General features: G+C 65.3%; 24 protein-coding genes and 1 pseudogene. 8 read left to right on the top strand and 17 right to left on the bottom strand.

Going from position 1 to position 19195, the window contains the following annotated elements; genetic code table 11:
- The first annotated feature begins 26 nt into the window (after positions 1–26).
- Positions 27–581 (top strand): TIGR00645 family protein, encoded by a 555-nt coding sequence (locus G6P99_RS02035; protein ID WP_165127109.1) that lies wholly within the window; start codon positions 27–29, stop codon positions 579–581.
- A 26-nt stretch (positions 582–607) separates the two neighbouring features.
- Here the strand turns inward: G6P99_RS02035 and G6P99_RS02040 are convergent, their stop codons facing one another.
- Positions 608–1243 carry a carbonic anhydrase gene (locus G6P99_RS02040; protein WP_165127111.1) on the bottom strand — a complete coding sequence of 212 codons (636 nt, stop codon included), beginning with the start codon at positions 1241–1243 and terminating at the stop codon, positions 608–610.
- A gap of 204 nt (positions 1244–1447) precedes the next feature.
- Here G6P99_RS02040 and G6P99_RS02045 point away from each other — a divergent pair, with 204 nt between their 5' ends.
- Positions 1448–2326 carry an HpcH/HpaI aldolase/citrate lyase family protein gene (locus tag G6P99_RS02045; protein WP_029081276.1) on the top strand — a complete coding sequence of 293 codons (879 nt, stop codon included), beginning with the start codon at positions 1448–1450 and terminating at the stop codon, positions 2324–2326.
- A 150-nt stretch (positions 2327–2476) separates the two neighbouring features.
- Here G6P99_RS02045 and G6P99_RS02050 read toward each other — a convergent pair whose 3' ends face one another.
- The 3 genes from G6P99_RS02050 to G6P99_RS02060 all read right to left on the bottom strand — a co-directional run bounded on the left by G6P99_RS02050 (position 2477) and on the right by G6P99_RS02060 (position 4444).
- On the bottom strand, positions 2477–3265 hold the full coding sequence (locus tag G6P99_RS02050) for a hypothetical protein (RefSeq protein ID WP_029081277.1): 789 nt from the start codon (positions 3263–3265) through the stop codon (positions 2477–2479).
- Between the two features lie 93 nt (positions 3266–3358).
- A complete protein-coding gene (gene leuD / locus G6P99_RS02055; protein WP_029081278.1) occupies positions 3359–3961 on the bottom strand; it encodes a 3-isopropylmalate dehydratase small subunit in 603 nt (200 codons plus the stop codon).
- 84 nt (positions 3962–4045) lie between these two features.
- Positions 4046–4444: a metallopeptidase family protein gene (locus tag G6P99_RS02060; RefSeq protein ID WP_029081279.1), complete on the bottom strand. Its 399-nt coding sequence runs from the start codon at positions 4442–4444 to the stop codon at positions 4046–4048.
- Between the two features lie 115 nt (positions 4445–4559).
- Between G6P99_RS02060 and G6P99_RS02065 the strand changes: the two genes are divergently transcribed.
- On the top strand, positions 4560–4886 hold the full coding sequence (locus G6P99_RS02065; RefSeq protein ID WP_029081280.1) for a hypothetical protein: 327 nt from the start codon (positions 4560–4562) through the stop codon (positions 4884–4886).
- A 210-nt stretch (positions 4887–5096) separates the two neighbouring features.
- Here G6P99_RS02065 and G6P99_RS02070 read toward each other — a convergent pair whose 3' ends face one another.
- A complete protein-coding gene (locus tag G6P99_RS02070; RefSeq protein WP_156928613.1) occupies positions 5097–5324 on the bottom strand; it encodes a hypothetical protein in 228 nt (75 codons plus the stop codon).
- A 258-nt stretch (positions 5325–5582) separates the two neighbouring features.
- On the opposite strand from G6P99_RS02070, the gene G6P99_RS02075 reads away from it, so the two are divergent.
- Together G6P99_RS02075 and G6P99_RS02080 are read left to right on the top strand one after the other, a co-directional pair.
- Positions 5583–5801: a hypothetical protein gene (locus G6P99_RS02075; RefSeq protein WP_165127113.1), complete on the top strand. Its 219-nt coding sequence runs from the start codon at positions 5583–5585 to the stop codon at positions 5799–5801.
- Positions 5802–5927: 126 nt separating this feature from the next.
- Complete coding sequence (locus tag G6P99_RS02080) at positions 5928–6254, top strand: hypothetical protein (protein WP_084518478.1); 327 nt, start codon at positions 5928–5930, stop codon at positions 6252–6254.
- Positions 6255–6347: 93 nt separating this feature from the next.
- Here G6P99_RS02080 and G6P99_RS02085 read toward each other — a convergent pair whose 3' ends face one another.
- Together G6P99_RS02085 and G6P99_RS02090 are read right to left on the bottom strand one after the other, a co-directional pair.
- Positions 6348–8045 (bottom strand): methyl-accepting chemotaxis protein, encoded by a 1698-nt coding sequence (locus G6P99_RS02085; RefSeq protein ID WP_029081284.1) that lies wholly within the window; start codon positions 8043–8045, stop codon positions 6348–6350.
- Between the two features lie 196 nt (positions 8046–8241).
- Positions 8242–8535: a DUF1330 domain-containing protein gene (locus tag G6P99_RS02090; RefSeq protein ID WP_165127115.1), complete on the bottom strand. Its 294-nt coding sequence runs from the start codon at positions 8533–8535 to the stop codon at positions 8242–8244.
- Between the two features lie 158 nt (positions 8536–8693).
- On the opposite strand from G6P99_RS02090, the gene G6P99_RS02095 reads away from it, so the two are divergent.
- Positions 8694–9275 (top strand): hypothetical protein, encoded by a 582-nt coding sequence (locus G6P99_RS02095; protein ID WP_035976888.1) that lies wholly within the window; start codon positions 8694–8696, stop codon positions 9273–9275.
- 168 nt (positions 9276–9443) lie between these two features.
- Here G6P99_RS02095 and G6P99_RS02100 read toward each other — a convergent pair whose 3' ends face one another.
- Together G6P99_RS02100 and leuC are read right to left on the bottom strand one after the other, a co-directional pair.
- Positions 9444–9626, bottom strand: coding sequence for a hypothetical protein (locus G6P99_RS02100; protein ID WP_035976910.1), 183 nt, complete (start codon positions 9624–9626; stop codon positions 9444–9446).
- Between the two features lie 132 nt (positions 9627–9758).
- Positions 9759–11165, bottom strand: a complete 1407-nt coding sequence (gene leuC / locus G6P99_RS02105) for a 3-isopropylmalate dehydratase large subunit (protein WP_029081288.1) — start codon at positions 11163–11165, stop codon at positions 9759–9761.
- A gap of 28 nt (positions 11166–11193) precedes the next feature.
- Between leuC and G6P99_RS02110 the strand changes: the two genes are divergently transcribed.
- The gene (locus tag G6P99_RS02110; RefSeq protein ID WP_165123017.1) at positions 11194–11364 is read left to right on the top strand and encodes a hypothetical protein; all 171 of its coding nucleotides are present in this window, start codon (positions 11194–11196) and stop codon (positions 11362–11364) included.
- 320 nt (positions 11365–11684) lie between these two features.
- Here the strand turns inward: G6P99_RS02110 and rplS are convergent, their stop codons facing one another.
- The 5 genes and pseudogenes from rplS to G6P99_RS02135 form a co-directional block, all read right to left on the bottom strand.
- Entirely contained in the window at positions 11685–12065 is a 381-nt protein-coding gene (gene rplS, locus G6P99_RS02115; RefSeq protein ID WP_029081289.1) for a 50S ribosomal protein L19, read from the bottom strand.
- A gap of 108 nt (positions 12066–12173) precedes the next feature.
- The gene (gene trmD / locus G6P99_RS02120) at positions 12174–12920 is read right to left on the bottom strand and encodes a tRNA (guanosine(37)-N1)-methyltransferase TrmD (protein WP_035976890.1); all 747 of its coding nucleotides are present in this window, start codon (positions 12918–12920) and stop codon (positions 12174–12176) included.
- A 9-nt stretch (positions 12921–12929) separates the two neighbouring features.
- Positions 12930–13172 (bottom strand): hypothetical protein, encoded by a 243-nt coding sequence (locus G6P99_RS02125; RefSeq protein WP_246709443.1) that lies wholly within the window; start codon positions 13170–13172, stop codon positions 12930–12932.
- A 469-nt stretch (positions 13173–13641) separates the two neighbouring features.
- A pseudogene (locus G6P99_RS02130) lies at positions 13642–14013 on the bottom strand (alcohol dehydrogenase catalytic domain-containing protein); the annotation flags it as partial.
- Positions 14014–14112: 99 nt separating this feature from the next.
- A complete protein-coding gene (locus tag G6P99_RS02135; protein WP_029081293.1) occupies positions 14113–15324 on the bottom strand; it encodes an MFS transporter in 1212 nt (403 codons plus the stop codon).
- Positions 15325–15495: 171 nt separating this feature from the next.
- On the opposite strand from G6P99_RS02135, the gene gcvA reads away from it, so the two are divergent.
- Entirely contained in the window at positions 15496–16407 is a 912-nt protein-coding gene (gene gcvA, locus G6P99_RS02140; RefSeq protein WP_165127117.1) for a transcriptional regulator GcvA, read from the top strand.
- Positions 16408–16420: 13 nt separating this feature from the next.
- Here the strand turns inward: gcvA and rimM are convergent, their stop codons facing one another.
- From rimM to ffh, 3 genes are all read right to left on the bottom strand, one after another.
- Positions 16421–16942 carry a ribosome maturation factor RimM gene (gene rimM / locus G6P99_RS02145; protein ID WP_029081295.1) on the bottom strand — a complete coding sequence of 174 codons (522 nt, stop codon included), beginning with the start codon at positions 16940–16942 and terminating at the stop codon, positions 16421–16423.
- Between the two features lie 17 nt (positions 16943–16959).
- A complete protein-coding gene (rpsP, locus tag G6P99_RS02150) occupies positions 16960–17292 on the bottom strand; it encodes a 30S ribosomal protein S16 (RefSeq protein ID WP_029081296.1) in 333 nt (110 codons plus the stop codon).
- A gap of 85 nt (positions 17293–17377) precedes the next feature.
- The gene (ffh, locus tag G6P99_RS02155) at positions 17378–18925 is read right to left on the bottom strand and encodes a signal recognition particle protein (protein WP_165127119.1); all 1548 of its coding nucleotides are present in this window, start codon (positions 18923–18925) and stop codon (positions 17378–17380) included.
- Positions 18926–19195: the final 270 nt, after the last annotated feature.

Below are 19195 nucleotides of genomic sequence, written 5' to 3' on the forward strand. Positions count from 1 at the left end.
GGGATACGGGTCAGGAAGCGCGAGGCATGGCGGAACAACAGGGGACCTATCGGCCCAATCCGACGCTGAAGCGCGTCGAACGTCGTTTCGAAAACCTGCTCTTCAACAGCCGCGGGCTGATGGCGCCGTTCTATTTCGGCCTTGTCATCAGCCTCGCGGCGTTGCTGCTCAAGTTTTGCATGGAGCTGTGGCACTTCATCCTGCATGTGCCGGATGCCAAGGAATCCGACATCATCCTTGGCGTGCTCTCGCTGATCGACATCTCGCTCACCGGCAATCTGATCCTGATCGTGGTGTTTTCCGGCTACGAGAATTTCGTCTCGAAGATCGATCCGGAAGGGCACCCGGATTGGCCGGACTGGATGACCAAGGTCGATTTCGGCGGCCTGAAGCAGAAATTACTTGCGTCGATTGTCGCGATCTCAGCCATTCAGGTGCTGAAGGCGTTCATGAACCTCGATACCGCCTTCGATCCCAGCAAGCTCGCCTGGCTGGTCGGTGTGCACCTGGTGTTCGTGGTGTCGTCCTTCATGCTCGCGATCTCCGACCGCTGGGGCAGCGGCCATCACGGAGGCGAATAGATTTCTGTTGGCCTGATTTCGGCGCGTCAGCGAACGCTGACGAATTCCTTCGCGACACGGTCGAGCACGAACAGCGAGCCTTCGGCGACGCCGAAATAGGCGCCGTGCAGTTGCATGTCACCGCTCTCCACGCGTTCGCGCACGAACGGGAAGGTCATCAGGTTCTCCAGCGAACGGAACACCGCGGCCTTCTCGATGCGGGTGACGAAGTCCTGCATGCTCTCATGCTCGCGCTGCTCGACGACCTCGCCCGGCTTGATGAACATCTGCATCCATTTGCCGATGAAGTCGCCAGGCGTCAGCGGCTTGATCTTGTCGACGAAGGCGCGGATGCCGCCGCACTGGGCATGGCCCAGCACCACGAGATTCTTCACCTTCAGTACAGTCACGGCATATTCCAGCGCGGCCGAGACGCCGTGGGCGTTGCTGTCGGGCTGGTAGACCGGAACCAGGTTGGCGATGTTGCGGACCACGAACAATTCGCCCGGGCCGGCGTCGAAGATCACTTCCGGCGAGACGCGGGAGTCGCAACAGCCGATCACCATGGTCTCGGGGAATTGGCCCCGCTCCGAGAGGTCCCGGTAGCGGGACTGCTCGGTCGGCAGCCGCTGCGTGGCAAAGGCGTGGTAGCCGTCGATCAATTGCTTCGGAAAGGACTGCATGCCACTGCCTAACCACAAGCGCATGTCCGGAACAAGACTTTCGGCGTCGGGGCTGAAATGATAGCGCCGGGGCTTGAAAAGCTGCGGCCGATCAGTGCCTAAACAATGGACTTTCGCTAGAGCATGATCCGGAAAAGTGCGAAGCGGTTTTCCGAAAAGATCATGCTTAAACAACAATCTGCCAGAGGCCTTGAGGAGATCACCATGACCCGTCCGCGCCGCAGCCTGTTGTTCATGCCGGGATCGAATGCACGGGCGCTGGAAAAGGCCCGGACGCTGCCGGCGGACGGCATCATCCTCGATCTCGAGGATTCGGTGGCCCCCGACGCCAAGGCGGTGGCCCGTGATCAGATTGCCAAGGCGGTCGCCGCCAAGGGCTTCGGCAAGCGCGAGGTCCTGATCCGGATCAACGCCCTCGACACGCCCTGGTGGGTCGACGACATCGGCATGGCCGGCAAGGCACAGCCGGACGGCATCCTGGTTCCCAAGATCTCCACCGTCGACGATCTCAACGCGGTTGCCGACCGCCTCAGCGACATCAATGCGCCCGCCTCGATTCGGGTCTGGGCCATGATCGAGACCGCGCGCGCGGTGCTCGATGCCGACAAGCTCGCCGCCGCGTCAAAGGATTCCGAAACCCGGCTCGCCGGCTTCGTGTTCGGGCCCAACGACATTGCGCGCGAGACCCGGATCCGGATGAAGCCGGGCCGCGCGGCGATGATCCCGATGATCACGCATTGCATCCTGGCGACCCGCGCGCACGGGCTCGAAATCCTCGACGGGCCCTATAGCGACATCAGCAATGTCGACGGCTTTGCCGAGGAATGCGCCCAGGGCCGCGATCTCGGCTTCGACGGCAAGACGCTGATCCACCCGAGCCACATCGATGCCTGCAACGCGATCTTTACGCCGCCGGAGGCGGAGGTCACTGAGGCGCGCAAGATCATCGCCGCCTTCGAACAGCCGGAGAACGCCTCGCGCGGTGCGATCCAGCTCGACGGCCGCATGGTGGAGCGGCTGCACGCCGAGATGGCCAAGCGCACGATCGCGATCGCAGACGCGATCGCCGCGATGGGGCATTAGCGCGATCGGCCCCTTACCCTCTCCCCTTGTGGGAGAGGGTGCGCTCGCGAAGCGAGCGCGGGTGAGGGGTTCTCTCCGCGGAGACAGACCCCTCATCCGTCGCGGACTGCGTCCGCGCCACCTTCTCCCACAAGGGGAGAAGGGAAGTGCTCACGCTCCAAACTTCTCCGTCGCCCACGCATAAAGACTGCCCGGGATCGGCGCGTGCTTGCCGCGTCCCTTTGGCGAGATGTGCAGGCCGACGATGGCGGGGTCGTTCAGGTACTTCGAAAAATCCGACGGCTCGAAGAACAGCTTTGGCTCGGCATGCACCGCGTAGAACGAACGCTTCGGCAGCGCGTGCTGCAATTCGCCTTCGCGGCGCGCCAGCGCGGTGAGCGCCGCCGGGCCGAAGATCGCGACGCGGATGTCGGCGAGGCGATTGGATTTGCCGCGCAGCCGGCGCATCGCAAAGGTCACGCGGTGACGCAGCGCCAGCCAGTCCGGCGTCAGCTCGTCCTGCTGCATCAGCGCTTCGAAGGCGCGCACGATTGGATCATTTTGCGGCAGATACAGCACCGAGTTGCCGAGCTGGCGCGGCCGTTCCCAGGCAAAATAAGGTTTTGCCGGATCGATCTCGACGCCCTTCAGCAGCAGCACATCGGCATCAAGCCAGAGGCCGGCGCGCTGCCGCATCAGCCGCATACGGAAGAAGTCGCTGAACTGCAGGATGGTCCAGTCGCGCCACGAACCGTCCGGCTCGGCCGGACGCAGCCTCTCCGAGAACGAATGCGGCAGCACGGCCTCGGCCTCGGCATTGCCGACGCCGTCGGGCAGGCCGGGAATCGGATCGAAGCTGTAGACCGTGACCTTGTGCCCGGCCGCCACCTGCGAGCGCAGGCAGGTCTGGCGCAGCGCGTCCATCGAGCCGTGCCAGAAGGTGACGATGTCAGGCAGCATGCGCGTCAGCTATCAGCAAGTCTGCGGCGAGGCAATTCGGCAAGCAAAAGCCCCGGCGCCCGAGGGCACCGGGGCTCGATGATACGCTGCCGCTCAGGCCCAGGCGCGCTCCTTGAGCTTGGCCTCAAAGGTGTCGATCGACGTCTTCTTCTCCATCGTCAGGCCGATGTCGTCGAGGCCGTTGATCAGGCAATGCTTGCGGAACGGGTCGATCTCGAACTTGACCTTGCCGCCGTCCGGACCGCGGATCTCCTGGTTGGGAAGATCGATGGTCAGTGTCGCATTGGCGCCGCGCTCGGCGTCGTCGAACAGCTTGTCGAGGTCCTCCTGCGACACGCGGATCGGCAGGATGCCGTTCTTGAAGCAGTTGTTGTAGAAGATGTCGCCGAACGAGGTCGAGATCACGCAGCGGATGCCGAAGTCGAGCAGCGCCCAGGGCGCGTGCTCGCGGCTCGAGCCGCAGCCGAAATTGTCGCCGGCGACCAGCACCTTCGCGTTGCGATAGGCGGATTGGTTGAGGACGAAATCCGGGTTTTCGCTGCCGTCATCCTTGTAGCGCTGCTCGGAGAAAAGCCCCTTGCCAAGGCCGGTGCGCTTGATGGTCTTGAGGTACTGCTTCGGAATGATCATGTCGGTGTCGACATTGATGATCTTCAGCGGCGCCGCGACGCCTTCCAGCGTAGTGAACTTGTCCATCGTTGCACTTCCCGGTCAAAATGAGGGATAGGGGCGGTTATTTATCGCGAATGCGACAGCGGTAAAAGGGCCATTTCTGCAGGGCTAGCCCGCATCGGCCTCAATCGCCTCCATATCAGCGTCGGAGAGGCCGAAATGGTGGCCGATTTCATGGATCAGCACGTGACGGACGATGTGACCGAGGGTCTCGTCGTGCTCGGCCCAGTAGTCCAGGATCGGCCGGCGGTACAGCCAGACCAGGTTGGGCAGTCGGGCGACGTCGCCATGGCTCTGCTGCGGCAGGCCGATGCCGTGGAACAGGCCGAGCAGGTCGAACTCGCTTTCGGCCTGCATCTCGTCGAGCACCTCGTCGGTCGGGAAGTCGTCGACGCGGATGATCAGACCCTCGCAGAGGGCCCGGAAGGTCTCCGGCAGGCGCTCGAAAATCTCGTGCGCCATGGCCTCCATCTCGGCGAGCGAGGGGGCTTTGGCTGTGGTCCACATGACACTCCTTTAGCGCGAGTGCCTCAGGCGGCGCCAGCGCAGTTGACCTTGGCGGTGCAATGGGAGACCGTGCGGCCCAACAATGGGGCTCAAGGATGGGGCTTGGGTGGGCGTGATGAAACGGATCGTGGCGGCAGTGCTGTTGGCTGGTGCAGTCGGGCTCTCGCTTCCGGCGGGACAGGCGCAGGCACAGAGCGCGGCGGCTGAAGCGCGCATCGGTCGGGCGGACCCGGTTGTGCGCGAGCGGGTCGTCGAGCGCCGCCGGCTGAAGCGCGTGCCGATCTACCGATCCCGGCCCGATCATTGGGAACCGGATGTCATCCCGCGCTACAATCCCGGTCCGAACGCCGTGCGCGACTGCACCGCGACCTATGTCCAGGAGCACCGGCCGAGCGGCACCGTGATCACCCCGCGCATGAACTGCTTCTGGCGGCCCGGCTAGAGCGGGATGAGTATTGGTTGAATCGGATCGCCGCGGTTGCGGTTCACCTCACCCCGTCGGGGAGAGGTCGGATTGCGGAGCAATCCGGGTGAGGGCTCTCGCTCTCTCGATAGACCGTACCCCTCACCCGATTTGCTACGCAAATCGACCTCTCCCAAGGGAGAGGTGAACTTTCGACGCCGCTCCAGGTCAACCTAATCTCATCATGCTCTAGCTGCGCGTCCGCCGGCGTGCCGCACGGATCATTGCGGCAGCCGCGATCAATCCCATCGTTCCATAGACCGCGACCGCCATCAGCATTTGCGTGAGGTGGCTCGCCGTTCCCATGCCGCCGCCCGGTCCTTGCGAGGCGAGCGCGAGATCGGCGAGCATGATGGAACCGCTGAGCGTCGCGAACGCGGTACGCAGCAACCGCGCGCGTGTGCCTGTTTGTGTCACGGCAACCTCCTGCAACAGAGTGCACGCGAGATACGATAATAGTCCATGCCGGGTTTTGCATGCGAGCGCGAAAAATCGCGCGCTGCGTCGGAACCTGAGCGCGCCAGCAGCATTCACAATCGTGGAGCAGTCATTCACATCCCATTCACGTCATCCGCACTCTGCTTGCGATCTGCGTCGCGGCAACGGCGGTCGATTCGCGCGCGAACGCGAGGCGTCGTTGCAAGACGTGACATCAAGGGATCAAGGAGAAGACTTATGAAGGTGATGAAGGTTCTGGGGCTTGCGGCCGTCGGTGCCGTGCTGGTCTTGGCGGCGCCGGCCGAGCGCGCAAATGCGATGTCGCTGGCGACGCCAGGCACGGCCGCAAAGGTTCAGGACAACGCGAACCAGACAACCACGCAAGTGGGCTGGCATCGCGGTTGGGGTCGCGGACATCACCGTGGCTGGGGGCATCGTCGCCACTGGCACCGCTGATCGCGCGGCGTATCAGCGCAGTTGAGACACAGGCCGTGAGCAGCGGGCCTGTTGTCGTTTGCAGCCATCAAACCGGCAGACTCGCGCACGCGAGATGATATCAATCGCAATCTGCAGGAGTTGATCATGATGAGATGGATCGGTGTTGCCGCGGTCGCTTGTGCCTTTGCATTGACGGCGCCGGCATCGGCAACCGCGGCGACGTCAGCCAAGCCGCAGGCTGGCACGCAACAGCGGCACGCGGGCAAGGCAACTGACTTCAGCGCACAGCGCCATCATCACCATTACCACCGCCACCATTACCGCCACGGCTACGGGCCGTACTACCGGTCCTTTTCCACCTATCAGCCCTACGGCTCCTACTATTACGCGCGGCCGTATTATTATCGGCCATATCCGTATGCCGCGCCGGCGCCGTTCACCTTCGGCTTCGGGTTCGGCCCGTTCTGGTGAACCGCGGTTCGCGCGCGACTGCGCAGAGCCAACAGAAGGGGCGGCTCCGATCGCCGGGCGCCGTCCTTCGCAGTGAGAAGCTGCCTGATCCGGTCAGGCCGCGCGGATCTTGTCCAGGAACGCGTTGACGTTGCCGCGCAACGTTGCCGATTGCTGACTGAGATCGTCGGCGGCCGTCAGCACCTGCGTGGCTGCCGATCCGGTCTCGGTGGCGGCTTCGTTGACGCTGCCGACATTCGCCGACACCTCGCTGGTGCCGCGCGAAACTTCCTGGATGTTCTTCGAGATGTCGCGGGTAGCGGCGCTCTGCTGCTCGACAGCGGCGGAGATCGCCGCCGCGATTTCGCTCATCCGCCCGATGGTGCCGCCGATCGCCCGGATCGCGGCGACGGCTTGACCGGTCTCCTGCTGGATTGCCGCGATCTGCGAGGAGATGTCCTCCGTCGCCTTGGCGGTCTGGGTGGCAAGCGCCTTCACTTCATTGGCGACCACCGCGAAGCCTTTGCCGGACTCGCCGGCGCGGGCGGCTTCGATCGTTGCGTTCAGCGCCAGCAGATTGGTCTGCGAGGCGATGTTCTGGATCAGCGAGATCACCTCGCCGATCCGCTGCGCCGCCGCGGCCAGGCTTTCGATGGTCGCGTTAGTCCGATCGGTTTCGTCCACCGCCGCTCTTGCGGTCTCGGCCGCCTGCGTCACCTGGCGGGTGATCTCGCTGATCGAGGCGTGCAGTTCCTCGGTTGCGACCGCGACGGTCTGGACATTCGCCGAGGCTTCGTTGGATGCGGTGGCGACGAACGTCGCCTGCCGGCTGGTTTCCTCCGCGGTCGCCGACATGCTTCCGGCGGTCGCGTGCATCTCGGTCGAGGCCGCGGTCAGGGCGTTCAGCGCTTCCGAGACCTGATTGTCGAAGGTCGCGATGTGGCCCTCGACGGCGCGCTGCCGGGCCTCCTTGCGCAGCTGCTCCTCGCGCTGTTCGGCTTCGAGGCGGCGCGCCGTGATCGCATTCTCCTTGAACACGCGCAGCGACTTGGCGAGGCCGCCGACCTCGTCGCTCCGGTCATCGCCGACCACCGCGATGTCGAGATCGCCGTCGGCGAGCTTCGTCATCTCCTCCGTCATGCGCGACAGCGGCCGCGCGATCTGGCTGAATGCGATCCAGGCGAGGATATTGAAGGCACAGAGCAGCCCGGCGGCGGCGCCGAACAGCAGCACGAGGCGGGTCTGGTCGGCGGTAGCGATGCCCTGGTCACGCGCGGCCTGCATGCCCTTCACATTGGCGGCGATCAGGCTGGCGACCGCCTCCATCGCGGTCTGGCGATGCTTGGCCGCGACATTGCGCGAGTAGGCGAAGGCGTCCTCCAGCTTGCCCGCGGTGACCAGCTCGAACACCTTCGCGCTGGCCTCGCGGCGGTCCTTGACCGCGCGGCGCAGCGTGTCGATCAGCTGCTGCTGTCCGGCGTCCGATGTGACGGACGCCAGGCGGTCGACCGCGGCAAGCGTCGCATCGGTTGCCTTGTTGTAGGCTTCGATGTTGGAGGCGATCGCCTTGGTATCGGCGGCGCTGAGGATGACATTCTTCTCGCTGACGGCCGCGCTGTTGAAGTTGCTCTCGGCTTCGAGGCTGTACTGTACGCGGCGGGCGTTGCCATCCACCAGGTCGGACGCGGTCGCCGACAAATGGCTCAGCGCCAGCGAGGCCTGGACGACGATGCCGATCGCGACCAGGGCGATAATGGCCGCGGGCACCGCGATCTTGGCAATGATGGGCAAATTCTGAAACTTGATGGTCATTTCCGGTCCCACGATAATGCTGCTGTTTCCATCGGCTCACCCGGCCGATGAGGCACGTGTGAGGACGCGATGCCACGGCTTGGCCTGCTGGCCGCGCCGTGGAAACCGAAGTCGTCCTGAATTTTCTGATTGATTGTCCGTTAACCCTAGACACCAACCCTTAGCAAAGGGTTCACGCCGGTAGCGGGCAACGGCATCAGGGCGCAAAGCCCTTGGCGAGCAGCACGACGCCTTGCGCATCCGCTTTGCGGTCCCGGGAGATCTCGACATATTCAGGCGATTCCGACCAGGCGCGGAATGCGGCTTCGTCAGGGAACGACATCAGCACCAGCTTGTCGCGATCCCAGGTGCCTTCGAGCACCGCGGGCTGTTCGTCGGCCGACAGCAGCCGTCCGTTGAACTTCCTGAACACGTCGAAGAAGCGCGCCTGATACCAATCATAGGCGGCACGATCGGTCATCTTGAGCTGCACGATCACATAGACGGTCACTGGCGTTGCTCCGGACTTTTCGTCGCACAGATTTGCGCGTTCATGGCGCATTCACTCAGGGATTTCTAGCGTTGCGGCGGGAGCGACCGCAATGAACGCAATGCAACCGGCTGCCATGCAGCGTGGGTGTGATTGCTGTTGTCAGGGAGGTTCTGAAGATGAGGGAAGGGTATTTGCGGCGTGGCTTGGTGCGCCGTCTCGGTGCCGCGGCGGCAGCGGTCCTCGCGCTGTCGATTGGCGCGCAGCAACGCGCCGAAGCGCTGTCGCTGGCGAGCCCGGGCACCGTGCCCGCGGCGAAGTCTGCGGCCGATGCAATGACGACAGAGGTCCGGCATGGCGGTGGCGGCGGCCACGGTGGCGGCGGTCACGGCGGCGGAGGTTTTCATGGCGGCGGCTTCCGTGGCGGTGGATTCCATGGTGGCCGATTTCACGGCGGTGGCTTTCGCGGCTTCCATGGTGGCGGCTTCCGCGCTGCGCCGGCGTTCCATGGCGGCTTCCATCGCTATGGTGGCATCCATCGCCACTACGGTGGCTACCACCGTTTCTATGGCGGCGGGTACCGCTACGGCTACCGCCGGCACTTCCATCACCGGCGCTACTTCTATGGATCGTCCTACTACTATCCGGCCTACTATCATCACCGCCGTTGCCGGGTGGTCTGGACCTATTACGGGCCGCGCCGGATCTGCCGGCCGTATTGGCATCACCGTCACCATTGGCGGCCGTATGGTTATTGGTGAAGGCTGAAATGACAGCGGGCGCCAAACGGCGCCCGTTTTGTCAGGTCACTCTCGCGCGAAGGCACCTAGAGCGTTTTCGAGCGAAGTGAACGCCGGTTCGCGTGAAGAAAACACGTCAAAACAAGAATCTAGAGCTTCGGTTCTGATCCAATCAGAACCGAAAATGCTCTAGTCCCAGTTCTTCAGCCTCCAGGGCTTGATCTTCCACGGCGTCAGGTTTTCGATCCGCCATTGCGTCCAGCGCTCCGGCGGCCAGTGGCTGAGGCGCGAGGTCTCCTTCACCTCGGGAGTCGGATCGATGATGCGTGGCGCGGCGCGGCGGCGCTTCTGCCGCGTCGCCTCGCGGATCATGTCGACGAATTCGCGCTTGTCGTCAGCCACGTTCGGCTCCCCGCGAAGCTTGTCCTCGCAAGGAGCCAGTGTGCGTGCGCCCCGTTAACGAGCCGTTTCCACAACGGCTCGAGCTTGAGACGAAAACTTCGTTTACCGCCAGTCGCGGACGTCGACGAAGTGGCCGGCGATCGCGGCGGCGGCGGCCATCGCGGGCGACACCAGATGGGTGCGGCCCTTGAAGCCCTGGCGGCCCTCAAAGTTGCGGTTCGAGGTCGAGGCGCAGCGCTCTTCCGGCTTCAGCTTGTCCGGATTCATCGCAAGGCACATCGAGCAGCCCGGCTCGCGCCATTCGAAGCCGGCCGCAATGAAGATCTTGTCGAGGCCTTCGGCCTCCGCCTGCTCCTTCACGATGCCCGAGCCCGGCACGATCATCGCGTTGACGTGGGCATTGACGGTCTTGCCCTCGGCGATCTTCGCCGCAGCACGCAGGTCCTCGATTCGGCCGTTGGTGCAGGAGCCGATGAAGACGCGGTCGAGCTTGATGTCGGTGATCTTGGTGCCGGCGGTCAGGCCCATATATTTCAGCGCGCGATGCTTGGAGAGCCGCTTGGCCTCGTCCCCGATCTTGTCGGGATCGGGCACGAAGCCGGTCACCGAGATGACGTCCTCGGGCGAGGTGCCCCAGGTGACGATCGGCGGCAGCTTGGCGGCGTCGAGCCGGAGCTCGTGGTCGAAATGCGCGCCCTCGTCGGAGCGCAGCGTCTCCCAGTAGCGCATCGCGGCATCCCAGGCCGCGCCCTTCGGCGCCTTCGGACGGTCGCGCAGGAAGTCGAACGCCTTCTGGTCGGGCGCCACTAGGCCGGCGCGCGCGCCGCCTTCGATCGACATGTTGCAGACCGTCATGCGGCCTTCCATCGAGAGTGCACGGATCGCCTCGCCGGCATATTCCAGCACGTAGCCGGTGCCGCCGGCGGTGCCGATCTCGCCGATGATCGCCAGGATGATGTCCTTGCCGGTCACGCCGTCGGGCAATTTGCCGTCGACGACCGCGCGCATGTTCTTGGCCTTCTTCTGGATCAGCGTCTGGGTCGCCAGCACGTGCTCGACCTCGGAGGTGCCGATGCCGTGCGCGAGCGCGCCGAACGCGCCATGGGTCGAGGTGTGGCTGTCACCGCAGACGATGGTGGTGCCGGGCAGCGTAAAGCCCTGCTCCGGGCCGATGACGTGGACGATGCCCTGACGCTTGTCGAATTCGTCATAATACTCGATGCCGAATTCCTTGGCGTTCTCCGCCATCACCCGCATCTGCTCGATGCTTTCGGGATCGGGATTGGGCTTCGAGCGATCGGTGGTCGGGATGTTGTGGTCGACGACGGCGAGCGTCTTCTCCGGCGCGTGCACCTTGCGGCCCGCAGTGCGCAGGCCTTCGAATGCCTGCGGCGAGGTCACCTCGTGCACCAGATGGCGATCGATATAGAGCAGGCAGGTGCCGTCGTCGGCCTCGTGGACCAGATGGTCGTTCCAGATCTTGTCGTACAGCGTGGTCGGTTTGGACATGAGCTTGTGCTCCAGAGGAAATTCAGTGGTGAATGGCGTTAAGCGCGCCGCGGCGCGCGAGCAGGCGAAAGCGTCCAGGCAGCGTTACGCTGCGCGCGTAAGCTCTGACGTTGCCGACGTCGCAAAGCGCCCGAAGAAGCGGCCGGGCAGCCGCGAGCGATCGTCGATCACGACGCGCTGGCAGGGCTGGCTTGCTTGATCCGGAACCATTCTAAATTTCTAACACAGGGCTTGCGCCCGCGACAATCGATCGATGCGCGGGGCGCCTCTTCGTCATTGCCGGGCTTGCCGCCTTCGCTAAGGCTTCGTCGGCCGAGTGAGCTTGTGGCCCGGCGTAGCCTTGGCGGAGTCGGGACCCGGCAATCCATCCATCTTGAGCAACAAGTTCCTCTTCCTGATGGATGCGCGGGTCAAGCCCGCGCATGACGAGTTGAGGCTGATCCTCGATATAGGCACGCCGCAACAAAAAAGCGCGGGGCAGGCCCCGCGCTTTCGGTCACACAACCCTTTCGGGATGGTTTACTCGCCGACGGCAGTCGGGCGGTCCTGCTTCTCGACGATGCGGGCCGACTTGCCGCGCAGGTTGCGCAGGTAATAGAGCTTGGCGCGACGAACCTTGCCGCGGCGCACGACCTTGATCGAGTCGATCATCGGCGACATCACCGGGAAGACGCGCTCGACGCCCTCGCCGTAGGAGATCTTGCGCACGGTGAAGCTCTCGTTGAGGCCCTGGCCGGAACGGCCGATGCAAACGCCTTCATAGGCCTGCACACGGGTGCGTTCGCCTTCGACCACCTTCACATTGACGATGACGGTATCGCCGGGTCCGAATTCCGGGATGGTTTTGGTGGCGGCGAGCTTGTCGAACTGCTCTTTTTCGAGCTGCTGAATCAGGTTCATCGAAATCTCCATCGGCGGCGCGCCCAGCCTGTGCGGGCTGCGCAAACGTCCATCTATCCTGCGCGTGTGCGGATTAGGCCGTGCCTATAAGGCAAAGCGCAGGGTTTGTCACCCGTCTGTCGTGTTTTTTGTCCCTGGTGGAGCGGCTTTTTGGCCGGCCTTCCGGGCCCAGAGGTCCGGCCGGCGGTCCGCCGTCAGCGTCTCGGACTGGGCCAGCCGCCAGGCCGCCACCTTGGCGTGGTCGCCGGAAATCAGGATTTCGGGGATCTGACGGCCCTCGAACTCCTGCGGACGGGTGTATTGGGGGTATTCAAGTAGTCCTTCGGAGAAGCTCTCCTCGGTTCCCGAGGCCTGCTTGCCCATCACCCCCGGCAACAGGCGGACGCAGGCGTCGATCAGGGCCATCGCGGCGATTTCGCCGCCCGACAGCACGTAATCGCCGATCGAGACCTCCTCCAGCCCGCGGGCCTCGATCACCCGCTGGTCGATGCCCTCGAAGCGGCCGCAGACGACCAGAGGTCCCGGTCCGGCCGCGAGCTCCGCGACCCGCTCCTGGGTCAATGGCCGACCCCGCGGGCTCATCAGCAGGCGCGGGCGGTCAGGCGCAATGGAAGCGGCGTCGATTGCCGTCGCCAGCACGTCGGCCCGCAGCACCATGCCCGGACCGCCACCGGCCGGCGTGTCGTCGACGCTGCGGTGCTTGTCGGTCGCCGACGCGCGGATGTCGCGCGCCTCCAGCGCCCAGAGGCCGCCGGCCAGCGCCTTGCCGGCCAGGCTGACGCCGAGCGGCCCCGGAAACATGTCCGGGAACAGGGTCAGCACGGTGGCGCGCCAGAGTGTCGCTTGGGTTGTCATGGCCTCTGGTTACGGCACCACGGCCGTGAGGTCGAGGCTCTGCATGATGGCGGCGGCGTCGACCGCGCGGCGGAAGTCGGCGAGCCCAAAGGTCGCGACATTGATCTTGCGCAGATCCAGCAGGCTTTCGGCGGCGAGGCCGGCGAGCTGGCCCGGCGCGGTGCGGTCGTACATGAACTGCCCGACCACCTCCCAGTCGTTGGCCAGCATCTCGCGGAAGGAGAGTTCGAGCGGCACGTCGGCGCTGCCCATCAGTACCATCCGGCCGCCGCGCTTGAGCGCACGCAGAGAGGACAGCGTGGTCGAGGTACTCCTGGCGGCGCCGAGCAAATCGAGCGCGACAATCGGCGCTGCCGCCGGCGGCGCTGCGGATGATCGAAAGATCGCCTGCGGCATCGCCGGTGACGACAGCGGGAATGACGCGCGGACCAAAAGCATCGCGCAAATGCTCGAGCGCGGCCTGCTTGCGTCCGACCGCGACGACGCGGCCCGCGCCCATCGCGACCGCGAGCATCACGCCGCCCGAGCCGAAATAACCGGTCGCGCCGTTGACGATGATGGTCTGCCCGCCGCGCAGGCCGGAGCGCTGCAATCCGCCGAACGGCACGATCAGTTTTGCCAATCCGATCAGCTCGGTGGCCGGTCTGTCGTCGAGATTGGCAAGCGGCGTGACGCAGGCGGCCGGCCAGTGCGCGATCTCGGCGAACACGCCGTTGCGCCAGCGTGCCTGCAGCGCCAGCGCCTCCGGCGTCGTGACCGTCGCAGTGAGGCCGATCAGGATCTGCGGCGGATCGCGATCCGGCACGTCGCCGCGCAGATGCGGGCTCAGGAACACGCGGTCGCCGCTCGCAACGTGCGTGACGTTCTCGCCGGTGGCGACGACGCGCGCGATCGCGTTGGTACCCGGCACGAACGGCATCGGCGGCAGGCTGTAGGGCAGTGCGCCCGACAGAAGTTTGTTGGTGTAGGACAGCACCATGCCGGCCTCGATCCGCACCACGACGCCATCGGGCGCGGGGCTGGGCGTTGCGACATCCTCGAAGCGAAGATCATTGTGGGCGTGCAGCCGCCAGGCCTTGTGCGTGCTTGTCATGGTTTTGCTTTCCGTTGGCCGTCCTCATCGACGCAACGGTCTATGTATTGCGCAGCCGGGGCAGCGCCAGAGTGACGATGGAAGTTGGAGTGCTTGCCGTCAGGCACCGGCGCGGTGCGTGCCGGCTTTGTCGCCAAGATGCCGTGCCAGCGCGATGGCGAGCGGACAGACCGCCAGCGCCGTGATCGCGGTGGCCGCGGTCGCGAGCGTCGGGCCGAGTGCGTCACCAAGCAGGCCGTAGAGCACCGGTGCGACCGCGCCAGATCCGATCGTTCCCGTATAGAACAAAGCAAAAGCGCGTTCGGTCTGATGTGCCGGCGTGAGTTCGGGCACCGTGCCATAGAGCACGGATGAGGTGCCGTTGAGCATCACGCCGAGCAGCGGCAGCAGTATCATGGTCGGCGCCAGCGGCAGCACCAGCACCGCAGCGATCAACGCCGCCGTGCCGCCTTCGGTGATCAGCACGGTGCGCAGCGTGCCGACGCGTTCGCCGAGCCAGCCGCAGGTGAATTTTCCCGCCGCGCCGCCGATGAAGACCAGCGCCAGCGCGAGGCCGTTGGTCGGCAGCGCGGCGCCCTTGTCGCGCAACAGGAACGGCAGGAAGGTGAGAAACCCCATCCTGACCGCGGTGTCGAGGATTCCGATCGCGAGCAGCCAGGAGAAGCCGCCGCCGGCGCTTGCGTGGCGTGACGCTGCGGCCGCCTTGCGCTCGGCGCCCTTGCCGACCAAGGGCATCCAGAGCGCGATGCAGATCGCGACGAGCAGGCCGGCCAAGGCGAGCACGAGCAGCGTGTGCCGCCACGACATGATCACGAGCAGAACCGAGGTCAGTGCCGGGATCGCCGCCTTGCCGAGATCGCCGGAGAAATTGTAGATGCCGAGCGGCCCGCGTGCTGCCGAACCATAGGCGCGCGACACCGCGGCCGATGCGATCGGATGCTGCGTGCTCGAGCCCGCGCCGGAGAGTGCGAGCGCAAGACCAAGTCCGACGACGCCGCCGGAGAATCCGGCAAACACATAGCCCAGCGCCGACAGTGCCGTGCCCGCGATCAGGATGACCTTGCCGTCGATTCGCTCGGCAATCCGTCCGACCGGAATCTGCAAGCCAGCCATGGCGCCGGCATAGAGCCCTCGCAGCAGCGCCAGCAGCCCGTAGCTCAGCGCGAATTCGGCCTGCCAGACCGGCAGCAGCACGTAGATCAGGTCGGTGTAGCCGTCATGGAGGGCGTGGTTGAGCCCGGTCACCGTCAACGTGCGCGTCGCCCGGGCGTGGTCGGGACGGGATGCGTCGATTTCCGCGGATGCGCTCATTGTCGCGATCCGGAGCAAGAAAATCTAAAGGTAGGACGGGGGCGCATTGGAGCGAAGTCTCAAAAAATGAAGATATGTGAGCATCTTGCTACGCAAAATGCGCCCGATCGGCCGCTGTCACAAATCAGTAATAATGGGATCATGCGTTAGAAAATCTGGTATTAAGGGGTCATGTTCGTCCCGCGCCGCAGCCTGCCGCCGCTCAATGCGGTCCGCGCCTTCGAGGCCGCCGCGCGCCTCGGCAGCTTCAAGGAAGCGGCCGCCGAGCTCAGCGTGACCCACGGCGCGGTCAGTCAGCAGATCCGGCTGCTCGAGGAATGGCTGGGCGCGCCAGCGCTGTTCCGGCGCTCGGTCCGCCGCGTGGTGCTGACGCCGGCGGGTGCGGCCTTGCTGGCGGAATTCGCGCCCGCGCTCGACCGGATTTCCGCAGCCGTGCAGCAGCATCGCGAGCGACGCGGCGATGCGGCTGTCGCGGTGCTGCGCGTCAACGCGCTCGCGACCTTCAGCCTGCGCTGGCTGTTGCCGCGGATGAGCCGGTTTCGCGCCGAGCATCCTGATATCGAGGTGCGCCTCGCCACATCGAACGATCCGGTGGATGCGCTGCCCGAACCATTCGACGTCGTGATCCGCGGTGGCCCCGACACCTTCCACGGCTTTTCGTCGCGCTTCCTGGTGTCGGAGCGGCGGCTGCCGGTGTGCAGTCCGGCGCTATCAGCGCAATTGCCGCTGCATGAGATCGCAGATCTCTCCCGGCATACGCTGCTGCACGTCACGTCGATGCCGCGGCTGTGGCGCGACTGGCTCACCGAGGCCGGGCAATCCGCGCTGGAGCCGGCGGCCTCGCTGACCTTCGATCATTTCTATCTGACGATTCAGGCCGCGCTCGATGGTCTCGGCGTTGCGATGGGCCCAACGGCGCTGATTGCGGATGATCTCGCCGCCGGGCGTCTGGTGACGCCGTTTCCGGCGATCAGCCTGCCGGCGCGCAGCTACTTCGCGTATTTTCCGGCGGGCCGCAGCAACGATCCGCACAGCGCAGTGTTCTGCGACTGGCTCGAGCAGCAAGGCCGGATGACGGGCTGAAAATGTCTCTTGATCAAGCCGCCGACGGATCGTCGCCGTCGATTTCCTGCGGCGGCTCGATTACGACGCGGCCGCCGGCGAGATCGACCGTCGGCACCACGGCGTTGGTGAAAGGCAGCAGCATCGTCGCGCCCTGCGGCGGGGCGATCTCGATGATGTCGCCGGCGCCGAAATTATGGATCGCGATCACCTTGCCGAGCGGCTGCTCCGATGTCGTCACCGCGGCGAGGCCGATCAGGTCGGTGTGGTAATATTCACCGTCATCGGTTTCCGGCAGCCGGTCGCGCGGAATGTAGAGCTCGAGGCCGTTGAGCCGTTCGGCATCATCGCGGCTGGCGACGCCCTTCAGCGTCACCACCAGATGATCCTTGGCCTCGCGCGCATGCGTGACCTCGAACTGGCGCGTGCCGTCCTTGGTCATCAGCGGGCCGTAATCCTTCACGGCCAGCGGGTCTTCGGTGAAGGTCCATAGCCGGACGGCGCCGCGCACACCATGCGCAGCGCCGATACGGGCGACACAGACCGGTGCTGTCACCGCAGCAGCCGTTCAGCTTACGCCTTGGCGGCGGCTTCGGCCTGCGCCTTGCGCTCCTTGCGCGGCACGGCCTTTTCCGGGTTGTTGCGCGCGGTGCGCTTGACGACGCCGGCAGCGTCGAGGAAGCGGGTGACGCGATCCGACGGCTGCGCGCCCTTGGCGAGCCAGGCCTTCACCTTGTCCATGTCGAGCTTCAGCCGCGCCTCGTTGTCCTTCGGCAGCAGCGGGTTGAAGTGGCCGAGACGCTCGATGAAGCGGCCATCGCGCGGAAAGCGCGAGTCGGCGACGACGACGTGATAGACCGGACGCTTCTTGGTGCCTGCGCGAGCGAGGCGGATAACAACGGACATCTAGTTCTCCTTCAAAGGTCGATGTGTTCGATTGATTGGCATTCCGCGTCGCGCCGGCCGCATTTGAGCCGCCGCGACGAATTCCTCATTTCTTCTTGCCCGGGAAGCCGCCGAGGCCCGGCAGCGTCGGCTTGCCGGAAAGGCCGGTCAGGCCCGGCACATTCGGCAGGCCGCCGCGGAGGCCAACCGGCAAATCCTTCGGCAAATTGGGCAGGCTGCCGCCGGCGCCGCCCTGCATCTTGTCGGCGAGCGCCTTCATCTCCTCGGCCGAAGGCGGCTTCATGCCGCCGCCAAAGCCCATCGCCTGCGCGATGCCGGCGAGCGGGCCGCGCTTGCCGCTTCCCATGGCCTTCATCATGTCGGCCATGTTCCGGTGCATCTTCAGCAGCTTGTTGACCTGCTCGACGCTCTGGCCGGCGCCGGCCGCGATGCGCTTCTTGCGGCTGGCCTTCAGGATGTCCGGGTTCTTGCGCTCCTGCCGCGTCATCGAGTCGATGACGGCGACCTGGCGCTTGATGATCTTGTCGTCGATGCCGGCGGCCGCGATCTGGTTCTTCATCTTGGCGATGCCGGGCATCATGCCCATCAGGCCGCCGATGCCGCCCATGTTCGCCATCTGCTGCAGCTGTTCGCGCATGTCGTTGAGATCGAACTGACCCTTGCGCATCCGCTCGGCGGTGCGCGCGGCCTTCTCGGCGTCGATGTTGGCCGCAGCCTTCTCGACCAGCGAGACCACGTCGCCCATGCCGAGGATGCGGCCGGCGATGCGGTTCGGATGGAAATCTTCCAGCGCGTCAGTCTTTTCGCCCGTGCCGAGCAGCTTGATCGGCTTGCCGGTCACCGCACGCATCGACAGCGCAGCGCCGCCGCGGCCGTCGCCGTCGACTCTTGTCAGCACGATGCCGGTGAGGCCGACGCGCTCATCGAACGCTCGCGCAAGGTTGACCGCGTCCTGGCCGGTGAGGGAGTCCGCGACCAGCAGCACTTCATGCGGGTTGGCGGCGGCTTTGATCTCGGCCGCCTCCTTCATCATGTCTTCGTCGAGCGTGGTGCGGCCGGCGGTGTCGAGCAGCACGACGTCGTAGCCGCCGAGCTTGCCGGCCTCGAGCGCGCGCCTGGCGATCTGCGGCGGCATCTGGCCGGCGACGATCGGCAGCGTCGGAATATCGAGGTCGCGGCCAAGCACCGCGAGCTGTTCCATCGCCGCCGGGCGATAGACGTCGAGCGAGGCCATCAGCACCTTGCGCTTGTCGCGCTGGACCATGCGCCGCGCGAGCTTTGCGGTGGTGGTGGTTTTGCCGGAGCCCTGCAGACCGACCATCATGATCGGCACGGGCGGCACGGAGTTGATATCGATGGTCTGGCCGTCGGAACCGAGCGTGGCGACGAGCTCGTCATGGACGATCTTCACCACCATCTGGCCGGGCGTCACCGACTTGACGACGGTGGCGCCGATCGCCTGCTCGCGGACCCGGTCGATGAAGCTGCGGACGACCTCGAGCGCGACGTCGGCTTCGAGCAGCGCGCGGCGCACCTCGCGCATCGCGGCATCGACGTCCTTTTCGGTCAGCGCACCGCGCCCCGTCAGACGATCGAGAATGCCACCAAGCCGTTCCGACAGATTGTCGAACAATGCCGTTGTCCTTCGTTGCGCCCGTGAGCGCGCGTCATCCGTTTCTCGTCATACCCCGCGAAAGCGGGGTATCCAGTACGCCGCGGCCTCCCGGTTCAATCCGAGCTGCTCTGGAATACTGGATCACCCGCTTTCGCGGGTGATGACCACATAGTCCGCCTTGGCACCGTGCCAAGACGATGGTCCAAACACTTTCGCGCCCGAGGGCGCATCGCGCTGTCGGGCGTTGGCCTCTGGCCTCGAGGGCCAGTCGGCGGGTCGAAAAGACGG

Origin of the sequence: Bradyrhizobium sp. 6(2017), from assembly GCF_011058295.2 — a bacterium.
Classification (GTDB): domain Bacteria; phylum Pseudomonadota; class Alphaproteobacteria; order Rhizobiales; family Xanthobacteraceae; genus Bradyrhizobium; species Bradyrhizobium septentrionale.